The following is a 14,627-nucleotide window of genomic DNA, read 5'->3' as shown; positions in this document are numbered from 1 at the left end:
GCGCACGATCACCGCCCCGCCTCGGCGATGAGTTCGAGCAGGTCGCGCACCACGCCGCGCACCAGCGGCAGCCGCGCCAATGGCAGCGTCGTCCGCAGCAGCGCCAGGCCGAGATCGAGCAGGCGCCGCGTCCGCTGCTGACCGTCGGAGCGGTCGTAGACCCAGAAGAGCGCCAGCAGGAGATGCCCGAGGAAGAGCACCGTGGGCAGCGCCTGACGGAGATCGCTCGGGACGGTTCCGGAACGTGCGCCGTCCACCGCCTCCCCGAAGAGTGCTTCCGTGATGGCGCGCGCCTCGCCGGATGCCTCGGCGAGCGGGTTGATCTCCGAGCGTGGGGAGACGGCGGCAGAGAGAAACTGCGCCGCATGCTCGTGGTACGCCGTCAGCTCGTCGAGCCCGGTGCGATAGACGATGGCGATGCGTTCGACGAGATCCTCCGTCTCGGCGAGGGCCGGTTCGGCAGCCGCACGATGGCGGCGTTGCACGTCGAGGTACAGCTCCTGGACCAGGTCGTTCTTGGTGGCGAAGTGGTAGTAGGCGTTACCCACCGACACGCCCGCCTCCTGCGCGATGAGGCGCATGGTCGTCGCTTCGTATCCGCGCTCGCGAAACGAGGCGAGCGCCACCTCGCGAAGCCGGCCACGCGTGCGTTCGCTTTTGGACGCAGGCCCTTCAGAAGTGAACATGTTCGGAAAATATCACAACGTCCGGCGTGACAGCATGGAGCAATGAGTTCCGCCAACCTCACTCGCGAAGAGACGGCGGCTCGCGCCGCCGGCGTCCGACTGCACACCGTCGAGGTCGACCTCGACCTGCGTTCAGCCCCGGATGCCGCGGTGACGACGTTTCCCACGCGGTCGACGTTCGCGTTCACGGCCGTGACCGACACCACGTGGGTCGACTTCATCGGTGAGAGCGTCATCGAGGTGATCGTCAATGACCGTGCGCAACCGGTCGAGTGGGACGGTGCGCGCATCCGCCTGCGCGGGCTGGTGGCCGATGGGGCGACGCCGAATGTGGTGCGCATTGACGCGGCGGCGCGGTACAGCACGACCGGCGAGGGTCTGCACCGCTTCCGCGACCCCGTCGATGACGCCACCTATCTGTACACCCAGTACGAGCCTGCCGACTGCCGTCGCGTCTACCCGTGCTTCGAGCAGCCGGATATGAAGGCGCGCTGGCGCTTCACCGTCGCCGCCCCGACGGGCTGGGAGGTGCTGTCCAACGGCGCTGAGGCCTCACGCGACGAGGTCGCGGGGGGAGTGCGCGTGCACTTCACGGAGACGCTGCCACTGTCGAGCTACATCACCGCCGTCGCCGCGGGTCCCTACCATCGCGTCGACGGCACGCATCGCGGCACGCAGGCCCCCATCGCTCTCGGTGTGCTCTGCCGCGCGTCGCTGGCCGCTCACTTGGACGCCGCCGAGATCCTCGACATCACCCGACGGGGCTTGTCGTTCTTCGAGAACGCGTTCGACTTCCCGTACCCCTGGGGGAAGTACGACCAGATCTTCGTCCCCGAGTACAACCTCGGGGCCATGGAGAACCCCGGATTGGTGACCTTCACCGAGGCGTACGTGTTCCGCGGTGCGTCGACGACCGCGCAGCACGAAGCCCGAGCGAACACGATCCTGCACGAGATGGCCCACATGTGGTTCGGCGATCTGGCGACGATGCGGTGGTGGGATGACCTGTGGCTGAAGGAGTCGTTCGCCGACTACATGGGCACGCATGCTGCCGCGGCCGTGGGGGGCTTCCCGGACGCGTGGGTCAGCTTCGCCACCCGGCGCAAGGGATGGGCATACACGCAGGACCAGCTGCCCACCACGCACCCGATCGTCGCCGATATCCCTGATCTGGAAGCCGCCAAGCTCAACTTCGACGGCATCACGTACGCAAAGGGCGCGTCGGTGCTCAAGCAGCTCGTCGGCTTCGTGGGGGAGGAGGCCTTCTTCCGCGGAGCGCAGCGCTACTTCGCCCGACACGCCTTCGGCAACACCACCCTCCCCGACCTCCTCACGGCTCTCGAGGAGGCATCGGGGCGTGATCTGGCGGCGTGGAGCGCGGCGTGGCTGCAGACGACCGGTGTCACCGAGCTCAGTGCCGAGCGCACGTCGGACGGCCTGGAGCTGGCCGTCTCGACGGTACGCCCCGACCGGGTGACCGTGGGGCTGTACGGCGACGCGGGCGGGCGTCTCGTGCGCCGCGGCGAGATCGCGACCGATGTCGTCGCACCGCGCACGCCGCTCGAGGGGGCCCGGCACGATGACGTCGTCCTCGTCGTCCCCAACGACGACGATCGCACCTATGCGAAGGTCCGTCTGGATGCCGCGTCCACCGCGGCCGTCGCACGCGGCCTCTCGACGATCGACGACGCGCTCGCGCGCGCCGTGATCTGGGCGGCACTGTGGAATGCGACGCGCGACGGCATCCTGCCCGCGCGGCGCTACATCGACATCGTCGCGCGACATGCGCCGGAGGAGACGGATGCGGCGCTGCTGACGGATGCGACGGTGCGTGCCGCGTTCACGGTCGGCCATTTCGCCGCGGATGACGACCGTGCCCCGCTGGCCGCGCAGTGGCTGGACACGGCGTGGAACGCGCTGAGCCAGGCGACACCGGGCTCTGACGCTCAGCTCATCTGGGCACGTACGGTCGGCACCGCGGCATCGGTCTGCGGCGACCGCGCCGCCGACCTGCGGGCAGTGCTGTCCGGAACCACCCCGCCTCCGGCGGGGCTGCCGCTGGACCCCGAGCTCCGCTGGGCGTGGCTCATCGCCCTCGCGACGAGCGGAGAGGCCGACGAGGCAGACATCGCACGCGAGCTGCGCACCGATGACACGGCGTGGGGACGCGTGGCCGCGCGGACCGCGCGGACGGCTCACCCCGCGGCATCCGTCCGCGCCGCAGCGTGGCAGGCGGCATGGAGCGACGACACACTGACCAACGATCACCTCGATGCCACGATCGCCGGCGTGCGCGCCGGCGGACGCCGTGACCTGGTCGCCGACTTCGACGACGACTACTTCGCACGTATCCTGCCCACGTGGCAGTCACGGTCGATCGAGATCGCCCGTCGCCTGGTGATCGGCCTGTTCCCGGCATCCCCGTCGCTCGACGCCGCCGACGCCTGGTTGCGAGATCACCCGGACACGCCGGGGGCCCTCGTCTCGTGATCGAGCAGCGCGATGGCCTCGCGCGCGATCTCCGCGTGCGGGCGGCACAGCCCTCGCGCTGAGCCTGCCCGGGCGTCGCCACCGGACGCGGACATGAAGAACGGAATCGGATGCCGCGACGTGCGGCATCCGATTCCGTTGCGTTCCTCCGAATCCGTGACGACGGATCCGGCAGTATCAGCCGCCGATACCGCGAATCTGCGGCGTGTGGAACGAGCCGCCGAACGCGCGCTCGGATGCACCCTCGCGATCGAGGTACGGCGAAGCCCCGCCGTCGATGAACGGCCAGCCGGCGCCGAGGATCAGGCACAGGTCGATGTCTTCGACCTCGGGAACGACGCCCTCGTCGAGCATCAGCTTGATCTCGGTGGCCAAGCCGTCCTGCACGCGCCGAAGAATCGTGTCGGCGGATGCCGGGGCCGAGCCCACATGCCCCTTCAGCGCCTTCTCCGCCGCCTTCGAGAAGCCGGTGACGCGCCCGCCCTTGTCCTTCTCGACGACCTCCGGCAGCTCGGCGAGCTGGTGGAAGTTCTCGTTCGCGTAGAAACGGTCGGGGAACGCGTGGACCATCGTGTCCTGGACGTGCGCCGCGACCTTCCACCCGACCAGATCGATGAGCTGGAAGGGTCCCATCGGCAGTCCGAGCGGCGCGAACGCCTTCTCGACATCCGCGACGGGGGTGCCCTCGTAGACGGCACGCGCTGCCTCGCCCATGACCTTGGCGAGGAGGCGATTGACGACGAAACCCGGAGCATCCGCCGTCAGCACGGCGTTCTTGCCGAGGCCCTTCGCCACGACGAAGGCCGTCGACAGCGCGGCATCCGTCGTGGTCGGCGTCTTGACGATCTCGATCAAGGGCATGACGGCGACCGGGTTGAAGAAGTGGAAGCCGACGAGCCGCTCGGGGTGCGCGAGCTTCGAACCGATCTCCGCGACCGACAGCGACGACGTGTTGGTCGCGAGAATCGCATCCTCGGCGACGATCTTCTCGATCTCGCCGAAGACGGCCTGCTTGACGCCGACCTCCTCGAAGACGGCCTCGATGACGAAGTCGCAATCGGCGTACAGGCTCTTGTCGGTCGTCCCGGTCACGAGCGCGCGCAGCTTGTTCGCCGCATCGGCATCGAGGCGGCCCTTGGCCTCGAGCTTTCCGATCTCGTCGTGGATGTAGGCGACGCCCTTGTCGACGCGCGCCTGGTCGAGGTCGGTGATGAGCACCGGCACCTGGAGCTTGCGCACGAACAGCAGGGCGAACTGGCTGGCCATGAGTCCGGCGCCGATGATGCCGACCTTCGTGACCTTCTTCGCGAGCGCCTTGTCGGGGGCGCCGACGGGTCGCTTGGCCCGCTTCTGCACGAGATCGAACGCGTACATGGATGCCGCGAACTGGTCGCCCGTGACGAGATCGGCCAGGGCCTCGTCTTCGCGCGCGAAGCCCTCGGCCTTCGTTCCGCCCTTCGCCTTGTCGAGCAGCTCGAGTGCGGCGTAGGGTGAGCGTGGGACGGTGCCGATCTTGGATTCGAGCATGCCGCGCGCGACCTTGATCGCGATGGGCCACTTGGTGAGCCGCTCGATCTTGCCCGGCTCGTTCTTCCGCTCGACCTTGACGGCCCCCGTCAGGACCCCGTCGGCCCAGGCGAGCGAGCTCTCGAGGTAGGTCGCAGCAGGGAAGATCGCGTCGAAGATGCCGTAGTCGTATGCCTGCTGCGGCTTCAGCATGCGGTTCTGCTTCAGGGGGTTGCTGATGACGACCTCGAGGGCGTTCTCGATGCCGATGAGGTTCGGCAGCAGGTACGCGCCGCCCCAGCCGGGGATGATCCCCAGGAACACCTCGGGCAGGGCGATCGCGGCTGCGGAGGCGTCGACCGTGCGGTATGTCGAGTTCAGCGCGATCTCCAGCCCCCCGCCGAGGGCGAGACCGTTGACGAAGGCGAAGGAGGGCACTCCGAGCTCGCCGAGCGACCCGAGCACCTTGTGCCCGAGCTGCGCGACCAGACGGGCGTTGTCCTTGGAGCCGACCCGTGTGATGTCGGAGAGGTCCGCGCCGGCGGCGAGGATGTACTGCTTGCCCGTGATGCCCACGGCCTGGATCTCGCCGGCCTCCGCACGGGCCTTGAGGCTCGCCAGCGTCGCCCCGAGCTCGGTCAGTGTGGCCGGACCGAGCGTGTTGGGCCGCGTGTGGTCGCGACCGTTGTCGAGCGTGATGAGCGCGAGGACCTTGCCCGAGGGCAGGATGATGTCGCGCACCCGCGAATGGGTGACGACCTCGCCGTCGGCGAGCGCGGTGAGGGGGGAGAAGTCGATCTCGTCGTAGTTCGTCATGTCCGTCGTCCTCTCAGCGCTTGCGGCCGTTGTAGTGCGGGTTCTCCCAGATGACCGATCCGCCCTGCCCGAGCCCCACGCACATCGCGGTGAGTCCGTAGCGGACATCCGGTCGCTCGGCGAACTGCGCGGCGAGCTGGATCATCAGCCGCACACCCGATGCGGCCAGCGGGTGGCCGAGGGCGATCGCCCCACCCCACTGATTGACCCGCGGGTCGTCGTCGGCGATGCCGAAATGATCGAGCAGGGACAGCACCTGCACCGCGAAGGCCTCGTTCAACTCGAACAGACCGATGTCGTCGATCGTGAGCCCGGCCTTCTTCAGCGCCTTCTCCGTCGACGGGATCGGGCCGATGCCCATGATCTCGGGTTGCACGCCGGCGAAGGCGAAGGAGACCATGCGCATCTTGGGGGTGAGCCCGAGCTCCTTGACGGCACCGCCGCCGGCGAGCAGCGACATCGTGGCGCCGTCGGTCAGCGGCGAGGACGTTCCTGCCGTCACCCGCCCGTGCGGACGGAACGGCGTCTTCAACGCCGCAAGGTCTTCCATCGTCGTCTGCGGGCGACGACCCTCGTCCTCCGTGGCCAGGCCCCAGCTTCCCTCGGCATCCTTCACGGCGACGGGAACCAGATCGGGCTGGAACTTGCCGGCCTCGTAGGCGGCCTGCGCCTTGTGCTGGCTGAGCATGCCGAAACGGTCGGAGCGCTCCTTGGTCAGCTGCGGGAACCGGTCGAAGATGCGCTCGGCCGTCACGCCCATGTTCAGTGCGCCCGGATCGACCATCTTCTCGGCCACGAACCGGGGATTCGGGTCGGCGTTCCCGCCGATGGGGTAGTGGCCCATGTGCTCGACGCCGCCGGCGAGGGCGACGTCGTACATGCCGGCACTGATTGAGGCACCCATCATGGCGACGCTCGTCATGGCGCCGGCGCACATCCGGTCGATCGCGAAGCCGGGCACGGTCTGCGGAAGGCCGGCGAGGATGGCCACGGAGCGCCCGAGCGTCAGGCCCTGCTCTCCGGTCTGGCTGGTCGCGGCGATGGCGACGTCGTCGACGCGAGCGGCGGGAACAGCGGTGTTCCGGGCCATGAGTCCGATCGTCGCCTTGACCGCGAGGTCATCCGCGCGGGTGTTCCAGTACATGCCCTTCTCGCCGGCGCGACCGAACGGGGTGCGCATTCCATCGACGAAGTAGACGTCCGAGAGCTCGGCCACACTGCCTCCAAGGGTTGAGATTCAGTCCAGCGTACGATGAAACTCAGTCTCACGGAAACGCTTGGAACGATTCTACGACGCGAGGTCGGAGGCAGCCTCGGCGCTCTGCACGGATTCGACAAAGGCGCCGGCGATCACCGCCGCCGTGGCCTCGATCTGCCAGGGCCGGGCGCCGTGGGCCGCGAGCGCGTCACCGATGGATGCCGGGTCGATCTCGGCCGGGGGAGCCCATGCGACACGACGCAACGTGTCGGGGGTCAGGAGATTCTCGGTCGGCATCCGCAGGTCGGCGGCAAGCCGTTCCACGAGCGGGCGCGCCGCCTTCAGCCGGAGGTCCGCTGCCGGGTTGCGCTCCGCCCACGCGCGCGGAGGCGGCATTCCATCACCGGAGGCGCGCTCGGCGGGCAGCGCGGGATCGGCGCGGCCGGCCTCGATCGCGGCCCACCACCGGTCGAGCTGGCTGCGGCTCGCTCGGCCGGTGAAGTCCTTGACGCGGGCGAGGTCCTGCTTGGTCTTGGGGTCGGCGATGACGACGGCCACCAGCGCCCGATCCGGGACGAGCCGACCGGGCGAAGTGTCCTGCTCGCGCGCGTACTCCTCCCGCGCGATCCACAGGGCCCGAGCGACGGCGAGGGCGCGGCGACCGCGCACGGTGTGCAAACCGCTGAGGCGTCGCCAGGGCTCCTCCCGAGCAGGCTTGACCGGTCGCGTGCGCACCGTCTCGAACTCCTGCGCCGCGATGTCGGTCTTTCCCTGCTCCTCGAGCTCGTCGCGCAGCACGTCGAAGACGTCGACGAGGTGGAGCACGTCCAGCGCGGCGTACTCGAGCCAGGGCTGCGGAAGCGGACGGGTCGACCAGTCCGCCGCCGAATGCGCCTTCGCGAGGGTGATCCCCAGGGCGTCCTCGACGACGGCGCCGAGGCCGACCCGCTCATGCCCGAGCAGACGTGCAGCGAGTTCGGTGTCGAAGATCTGCGGCGGCTCGAGGTGCTCTTCGCGCAGCGACGGGAGGTCTTGGCTCGCGGCGTGGAGGATCCAGGTGATGCCACCGATCGCATCCTGCAACGGCGACAGATCGCCCACCGCCGGCGGGTCGATGAGGAAGACGCCGGCATCGCGCCGGTACACCTGGATGAGGTACGCCCGCTGGGAGTATCGGAAGCCGGATGCACGCTCCACGTCGACGGCGACGGGGCCGGTGCCCGCGGCGAGCGCGGTGGCGGCGGCGGCGAGCCCGGCGGCATCCGTGATGACGTCGTACTCAGCCACGCGTTCCCCTTCCTGATGCACTCCGCTGCGAACCGAACACGGCGATGCCCTCTGATCCCGGCGGCAGACCCGCCAGCATGCACACGAGCTCCGCCCACGCCTCCACGTGGGCGCTCAGGTCGCCCGCGGGCGTCCAGGACGACCGCAACTCGATCTGCGCCCCGTCACCCTCCTCGGCGAGCGAGCCGAACCCCTTCGACAGGGTCTTGGTCGCCGTTCCGGACTCTGCATGGAAGGCCGCCCCGCGCGTCTGAAGCGCATCGACGAGCCATGACCAGGCGACGTCCGCGAGCAACGGGTCGACGCCGATCTCGGGTTCGAGCGGAGCTTGCGCAAAACACACGATACGCCACGGACCGCCCCAGGAGTCCGGTTCGGCCGGGTCGTGCATGAGGACGAAGCGCCCGGTTCCATACGGCGAGTCCAGCCCGTCCGCATCCGGACGGACGTCTCCCGCGAAGGCGATCGCCTCCGGCGCGAGGCTCGTCGGGGCGGCGATCTCACGCACGGAGAAGTCGGACCGGAAGGTCAGGGACCGCAGCTGTTCTGCGGCGCGCGCGAAGGCCGGTGTCTCAGCGGCGGGACGGGTGTCATCCACGGTCACAGACTAGGATGGGCCCACGATGAAGGCACCCAGGCGCGCCGCCCTCGGCGCCTCACGAATCGGCGCTCCGGCCACCCTGCGGATGCTTGCCCTCTCCCTTGCGGCGGCGTTGTTGGCAACGGCCGCGATGGCATTCGCCGTCGCCCTTCGCATGGCCCGACGCGTGGTGACGCCCTCACGGCGCGTGCCCGACACACGCATCGTCGACATCGACGTGCCCGCCCAGACCATCACGCTGGCGCGCACGCCCGACACGGTGCTGCCGGGGCGCTACGGCCTGTTCACGACCGGCTCCGCCGACTATCTCAAAGTGGGCTCTGTGCTGGCCAGCGACGGCGAGACCGTCAAGCGGAAGCTCCTCACGCAGGTCGGCGGCGAATCGAGCCTCGCCGCCGATGCGGCGTTCAGCGGCTGGTATTACGAGCGGCCGGAAGAGCTCCATCTGCCTTTCACGCACGAGCACGTGCCTGCCGCGATCGGCGCCTGTCCGGCCTGGCTGTTCCCGGCCGAGCCGCGGAGCGACGCGGACCACGAGACCTGGGTCATCCAGATCCACGGTCGTGGCACGACGCGAGCCGAATGCCTGCGCGCAGTGCCGGTGTTCCACGCCCTGGGCATCACGTCGCTCGTCGTGTCGTACCGCAACGACGGTGAGGCTCCGCGAAGCCGTGCCGGAGCCTACGCGCTCGGCGCCACCGAGTGGCGCGACGTCGATGCCGCCGTCAGCTGGGCCCTGCGCCATGGTGCCCGCCGCATCGTGCTGATGGGCTGGTCGATGGGGGGCGCGATCGCCCTGCAGACATCGCTCGGCTCCGCGCACCGCGAGCAGATCGAAGGGGTCATCCTCGATTCACCCGTCGTCGACTGGCGCACCGTCCTCACCTACCAGGCCCGGGCGCTGCACGTGCCCACGCCGGTGACCGATCTGGCGATGGGGGCCCTCCGCACCGGATGGGCGGCTCCCGCCATCGGCGCCGACGGACCCATTCCGCTCGACCGGCTCGACATCGTGGCGCGCGCCGCCGAACTGCGCCACCCCGCCCTGATCCTGCACAGCGACGATGACGGATTCGTTCCGTCGAGCGCATCGCATCGTCTGGCCGATGCGCGACCCGATCTCGTCGAGTTGCAGGTGTTCCGCACCGCCAGACACACCAAGCTCTGGAACTACGACCAGCAGCGCTGGACCGACGCGATCGGCGATTGGCTGCGCGCACACGACCTGGTGAGCGCACCGGCGGTCGACGAGGGAGAACGATGACATCCACCGACTCCGGCACGATTCGCCTCGTCGATCGTCAGCCGGCGGTGTCCGGCGCAGAGATGGTCGCCGCACTCGTGCCGCCGCCGCAGTTCGACGGTGCGACCTTCGACACGTATCGCGCCGATCCGTCTTTTCCTTCGCAGCACGAGGCCAAGGAACGGCTCATCGCGTTCAGCCTCGGCGGGGGTCCGGCTGAGCGCGGCGGACTCTTCCGCCGCGCGAAGAAGGTGCCGGAGATGAAGCCGGGCGTGTATCTCGACGGCGGGTTCGGCGTCGGCAAGACCCATCTGCTCGCGGCCATCTATCACGCGATGCCGGCGCGACGGAAGTACTTCGGATCGTTCATCGAATACACCGCATTGGTCGGAGCACTCGGGTACCAGAAGACGGTCGAGCTCTTCCGCGGAGCGGACCTGCTGTGCATCGACGAGTTCGAGCTCGACGACCCGGGTGACACCATGGTGATGACCCGACTGCTGGGGGAGCTGGTCCCCACCGGAACGCGGCTCGCGGCGACATCGAACACCCCGCCCAATGCGCTCGGCGAAGGGCGATTCGCCGCGCAGGACTTCCTCCGCGAGATCCGCGCCATGGCATCGAGCTTCGAGACCATCCGCATCGACGGCACAGACTACCGTCAGCGCGCCCTCGATGGGCACGCCGAGGTGTGCGACGACGCCGCCTACCGCGCGGCCATCGATGGCGCCGCGGCATCCGGTGTCGTCTCGGACGACGCGTTCGCCGAACTGATCCGCCACCTCGCGACGGTGCACCCTTCGCGCTACGTGCGCCTGATCGAGAACCTGTCGATGATCGGCCTGCGTGACGTGATCACTCTTCAGGACCAGTCCGCCGCACTGCGCTTCGTCGCCTTCGTGGACCGGGCATACGACGCGCAGATCCCGGTGCGCGCGACCGGTCGCCCCCTCGACGAGGTCTTCGGCGAAGAGATGCTCGCGGGCGGCTATCGCAAGAAATACCTGCGCGCGATCTCGCGCCTCAACGCGCTCACGCATTCCTGATCGCCCTCAGCGGCGATGCCCGCCACCCCGAAACGTGATGTTTACCTGGACGCGGCGCGCGTAACCAACGCGAAACACGACGCGGATACCGGCGGTAACCGCGTACCGCAACACTGAGTGCGCTGGGACGCCCCGACCCCGAAACCGCGGCGACCCGGTCCGAGTTACACAACACATCAGTGAGGACCTTCATGGACAGCGGAAATCTCGCTTGGTATATCGCCGCTACGGCTCTCGTGCTCTTTATGACGCCGGGCGTGGCTTTCTTCTACGGCGGCCTCGTCAAGGCGAAGAGCGTCATCAGCATGATGATGATGAGCTTCGGCGCGATGGGTCTCGTCGCGGTGCTCTGGATCCTCTACGGATACAACATGCAGACCGCCGACTGGTGGGGCGGCATCCTGGGCAACCCCTTCTCCGACTTCGGCCTCGGCGCGATGGCGACCGGTGAGAACGCGACCGTGAACCTCACGGCCGTCGCCTACGGCGCCACCTTCGCGATCATCACCGTGGCCCTCATCTCCGGCGCCATCGCCGACCGCGCCCGCTTCGGCTCGTGGATGATCTTCGCGTTCTTCTTCGCGACGATCGACTACTTCGCCGTCGCCGGCTGGGTGTGGAACACCAACGGCTGGATCTTCAACCTCGGAACCACCCTGGGCTTCTCGACCGAGGTGATCGACTACGCCGGTGGAACCGCTGTCCACATCAACGCCGGTGCAGCCGCCCTCGCTCTCGCCCTGGTGCTCGGCAAGCGCGTCGGCTTCCAGAAGGGCATCCACAAGCCGCACAACGTGCCGCTGGTGATGCTGGGAGCAGCGATCCTGTGGTTCGGCTGGTTCGGCTTCAACGCCGGCGCCGCGGCCTTCTACGCCGCCCCCGAGGGCACGAGCGGTGACATCCTCTCCGGCATCGCCGGCGTCGGCTCGCCCGCCGGCCTCATCGTGCTGAACACGCTGGGCGCCACCGCGGCGGCCATCCTCGGTTGGGCGATGGTCGAGAAGCTCAAGGACGGCAAGCCGACCGCCGTCGGCGCCGCCTCGGGTGCCGTCGCCGGCCTCGTCGCCATCACGCCCTCCTGCGCCAACCTGGCGCCGGGCTGGTCGCTGCTGCTCGGCATCATCGCCGGTGCGGTCTGCGCCCTCGCGGTCGAGCTCAAGTGGCGTCTCGGCTTCGACGACTCGCTCGACGTCGTGGGTGTCCACCTCGTCGGTGGTCTGATCGGAACGCTCTACCTCGGCTTCTTCGCCACGGGTACGGGCCTGTTCCTCGGCGGCAACGCCGAGCAGCTGATCCTCCAGGCGATCGCCGCCGTCACGGTGCTGGTGTTCTCCTTCGTGGTCGCCTACGTGCTGGGCTTCATCATCGAGAAGACGATCGGCTTCCGCGTGAAGAACGAGGACGAGATCGCCGGCATCGACACCGTCGTGCATGGCGAAGAGGGCTACGCGCTCGTCGACTGACTCGCACCCATCGAAGGGGCGTCGGATCTCACGGTCCGGCGCCCCTTCGCCGTGCGAAGACGTGCGACAGCGGTTGGTAGCGTGAAGCCATGGCATCTCGCGACGGCCGCGGCCCCCTGACGTCCCTCGTTCGGGGGATCCTCGGCCTCCTCGGTGGCCGCTCACGCTCCTCGGCGCCGGCGAAGAGTCCCCGGTCGCGCCCCACCACCACACCCACGCTCAGTCCCGGTCAGGGCGGGCAGACGGCGACCCGCGAGGTACGCCCACCGGCGCGGGGCAGGCTGACGATCACATACGCCCCGCAGCGCGACGGCGCTCCTGATGCCGGCGAGATCGTGTGGACCTGGGTGCCATACGAGGAGAACGACGGGCGCGGCAAGGACCGCCCCGTACTGGTGATCGGCCACGACGGGGCCGACCGTGTGTTCGCGATTCGTTTGACCAGCAAGGCGCACGACGGCGACCGCGACTACCTCTCCATCGGCACCGGGCCGTGGGACTCGCAGGGGCGCCCCTCGTGGGTCGACATCGAGCAGCTGTACAGCGTGCACGTGCGAGGGATGCGGCGCGAGGCCGCAGCGCTGGATCGCCGACGGTTCGCCGCCGTCGCCGCGGCTCTGCAAGGGCGCTACGGCTGGCTGAACGAGGGCTGAGGCGGCGGGGGCTTCGGAGGTTACTCCGAAGTACGCTGGAGCGCAGGGGCGAAGATGATGATCGCGGCGCCGAGCAGGGCCACAGCCGAGCCCACATAGTCCCACAGCGTGGGTGTGAAGCCGTCGATCACGATTCCCCATGCGAGCGAGCCCGCGACGAAGACGCCGCCGTACGCGGCCAGCACGCGCCCGAAGTGCGCGTCGGGCTGGAAGGCCGCGACGAACCCGTAGCCACCGAGGGCGATCACGCCGAGGACGGCGAAGAGCCAGCCGCGATTCTCGCGCACCGATTGCCAGATGAGCCAGGCGCCGCCGATCTCGGCGATCGCCGCGAGGACGAACAGAACGATGATCCGGGCGGTGGTCATCACGCCAGTGTGTCAGGCTGGCGTGTCGGTCGTGTTTCCCACTCCCGTGCGCGATCGTCTCGGCATCCGCGCGAAGAAGGGCTGCGGCCACGCACCGAGCGCCAGCACGGCGAGCACCGTCTGCACCAGCTCGGTGAGGAAGTACACGCCGTGCAGTGGCGACCACACCAGCAGCGGGGCGATCTCGACGAATATCCAGATCATCATCACGAGACCGGATGCCGCGTGCAGCCCCCACGCGAGCACGTACCGTCGTCGCTGCGCGATGAGCGCCACCAGCTGAGTGCCGCCGACGATGACACCGAGGATGAGTCCCGGCCACGCCCAGGAGGGAAAAGGCGTGCGCGCGAGCCATTCGTTCGGCATTCCGACACTGTCGCCGCCCGCGACCACGAGGAGCACACAACCGGCGAGAGCCGAGACCAGGTTGAAGAGGGCGACGACCACCAGCGTCACGCGGATGCCGGGGGAGACGCTCATGACAGCGACGCTACGCGGCGTGCGGTGCCGGGCGTCCGGCGGTACGCCGTGAGGAGAAAACCCCCGGCTGAGCCGGGGGTTCGATGGTGGGCGATACCAGACTCGAACTGATGACCTCTTCCGTGTGAAGGAAGCGCGCTACCAACTGCGCCAATCGCCCAAGACCCATGCGGGCCGAGACTCGATGCTACCGGATGCCGGGCTCCGGCACGAATCGTCCGGCATCCGACACACCGGGACACGCGCGGGGCGCGCTCAGTTTTGCGATGGCGAAATAGTCGGCTAGAGTCGATCGAGTTCCCGGGGCAACCAGGGAGCACGCGGATGTAGCGCAGTTGGTAGCGCATCACCTTGCCAAGGTGAGGGTCGCGAGTTCGAGTCTCGTCATCCGCTCAAGTGCAGGGATCGTTTTTCGAAGCGATCACGGCACGTGGGGTCAAACCACACGGTTAATCCACACGGTGGCGTGGCCGAGCGGCTAGGCACCGGCCTGCAAAGCCGTTTACACGGGTTCGAATCCCGTCGCCACCTCGCCTCATAACTGAATAAGCCTGTATAGGCGCGATTGGCGCAGCGGTAGCGCGCTTCCCTGACACGGAAGAGGTCACTGGTTCGATCCCAGTATCGCGCACAAGAACAACCCCGGTCAGCCGGGGTTTTTTTGTGCCCGGATGCGGGCCGTGCAACATGCGGATTCGACGCTGGAAACGCAGAGATGCGGGATGCGGCACTGCGACCCGCCTCTCCATAGCTCGCATCAGCTATCGAAAGTGGAACTCGATGACCCCCA

The 14,627-nt window shown here is 68.6% G+C and carries 11 protein-coding genes, 4 tRNA genes and 1 pseudogene; 8 read left to right on the top strand and 8 right to left on the bottom strand.

Translation table 11 applies throughout. The features are described 5' to 3' along the window. Positions 1 to 8: 8 nt before the first annotated feature. The gene (locus JOE53_RS05745; RefSeq protein WP_325168471.1) at positions 9 to 626 is read right to left on the bottom strand and encodes a TetR/AcrR family transcriptional regulator; all 618 of its coding nucleotides are present in this window, start codon (positions 624 to 626) and stop codon (positions 9 to 11) included. 102 nt (positions 627 to 728) lie between these two features. Between JOE53_RS05745 and pepN the strand changes: the two are divergent. Continuing rightward, positions 729 to 3,238 (top strand): annotated as a pseudogene (gene pepN, locus JOE53_RS05740) (aminopeptidase N). Between the two features lie 115 nt (positions 3,239 to 3,353). On the opposite strand, the gene JOE53_RS05735 reads toward pepN, so the two are convergent. The 4 genes from JOE53_RS05735 to JOE53_RS05720 form a co-directional block, all read right to left on the bottom strand. Further along, complete coding sequence (locus JOE53_RS05735) at positions 3,354 to 5,498, bottom strand: 3-hydroxyacyl-CoA dehydrogenase NAD-binding domain-containing protein (protein WP_204947049.1); 2,145 nt, start codon at positions 5,496 to 5,498, stop codon at positions 3,354 to 3,356. A gap of 13 nt (positions 5,499 to 5,511) precedes the next feature. Further along, positions 5,512 to 6,714 carry a thiolase family protein gene (locus JOE53_RS05730; RefSeq protein WP_061683123.1) on the bottom strand — a complete coding sequence of 401 codons (1,203 nt, stop codon included), beginning with the start codon at positions 6,712 to 6,714 and terminating at the stop codon, positions 5,512 to 5,514. 72 nt (positions 6,715 to 6,786) lie between these two features. Continuing rightward, entirely contained in the window at positions 6,787 to 7,983 is a 1,197-nt protein-coding gene (locus JOE53_RS05725) for a ribonuclease D (protein ID WP_204947048.1), read from the bottom strand. Beyond that, on the bottom strand, positions 7,976 to 8,581 hold the full coding sequence (locus JOE53_RS05720; RefSeq protein WP_061683248.1) for a DUF3000 domain-containing protein: 606 nt from the start codon (positions 8,579 to 8,581) through the stop codon (positions 7,976 to 7,978). Before JOE53_RS05720 ends, JOE53_RS05725 begins: the two co-directional genes overlap by 8 nt. Positions 8,582 to 8,606: 25 nt before the next feature. Here JOE53_RS05720 and JOE53_RS05715 point away from each other — a divergent pair, with 25 nt between their 5' ends. The 4 genes from JOE53_RS05715 to JOE53_RS05700 all read left to right on the top strand — a co-directional run bounded on the left by JOE53_RS05715 (position 8,607) and on the right by JOE53_RS05700 (position 12,989). After that, entirely contained in the window at positions 8,607 to 9,848 is a 1,242-nt protein-coding gene (locus JOE53_RS05715; protein ID WP_204947047.1) for an alpha/beta hydrolase family protein, read from the top strand. Then, on the top strand, positions 9,845 to 10,873 hold the full coding sequence (zapE, locus tag JOE53_RS05710) for a cell division protein ZapE (protein WP_204947046.1): 1,029 nt from the start codon (positions 9,845 to 9,847) through the stop codon (positions 10,871 to 10,873). The genes JOE53_RS05715 and zapE overlap by 4 nt, the downstream gene beginning before the upstream one ends. Before the next feature lie 191 nt (positions 10,874 to 11,064). After that, positions 11,065 to 12,336 carry an ammonium transporter gene (locus JOE53_RS05705; protein WP_204948182.1) on the top strand — a complete coding sequence of 424 codons (1,272 nt, stop codon included), beginning with the start codon at positions 11,065 to 11,067 and terminating at the stop codon, positions 12,334 to 12,336. 89 nt (positions 12,337 to 12,425) lie between these two features. Then, positions 12,426 to 12,989, top strand: coding sequence for a type II toxin-antitoxin system PemK/MazF family toxin (locus JOE53_RS05700; RefSeq protein ID WP_204947045.1), 564 nt, complete (start codon positions 12,426 to 12,428; stop codon positions 12,987 to 12,989). 20 nt (positions 12,990 to 13,009) lie between these two features. Here the strand turns inward: JOE53_RS05700 and JOE53_RS05695 are convergent, their stop codons facing one another. From JOE53_RS05695 to JOE53_RS05685, 3 genes are all read right to left on the bottom strand, one after another. Further along, on the bottom strand, positions 13,010 to 13,357 hold the full coding sequence (locus JOE53_RS05695) for a YnfA family protein (protein ID WP_204947044.1): 348 nt from the start codon (positions 13,355 to 13,357) through the stop codon (positions 13,010 to 13,012). A gap of 12 nt (positions 13,358 to 13,369) precedes the next feature. Next, entirely contained in the window at positions 13,370 to 13,837 is a 468-nt protein-coding gene (locus JOE53_RS05690) for a hypothetical protein (RefSeq protein ID WP_204947043.1), read from the bottom strand. A gap of 84 nt (positions 13,838 to 13,921) precedes the next feature. Next, positions 13,922 to 13,997 (bottom strand) — tRNA-Val (locus JOE53_RS05685). Between the two features lie 160 nt (positions 13,998 to 14,157). Here JOE53_RS05685 and JOE53_RS05680 point away from each other — a divergent pair. The 3 genes from JOE53_RS05680 (at position 14,158) to JOE53_RS05670 (ending at position 14,468) form a co-directional block, all read left to right on the top strand. Then, a tRNA-Gly gene (locus tag JOE53_RS05680) sits at positions 14,158 to 14,230 on the top strand. A 67-nt stretch (positions 14,231 to 14,297) separates the two neighbouring features. Continuing rightward, a tRNA-Cys gene (locus JOE53_RS05675) sits at positions 14,298 to 14,368 on the top strand. A 28-nt stretch (positions 14,369 to 14,396) separates the two neighbouring features. Then, a tRNA-Val gene (locus JOE53_RS05670) sits at positions 14,397 to 14,468 on the top strand. Positions 14,469 to 14,627 lie beyond the last annotated feature (159 nt).

It is taken from the genome of Microbacterium laevaniformans (assembly GCF_016907555.1).
GTDB classification, from domain to species: Bacteria; Actinomycetota; Actinomycetes; order Actinomycetales; family Microbacteriaceae; genus Microbacterium; species Microbacterium laevaniformans.
Note: the sequence above shows the minus strand (reverse complement) of the source record. Positions and strands in the feature narration are given on the sequence as shown.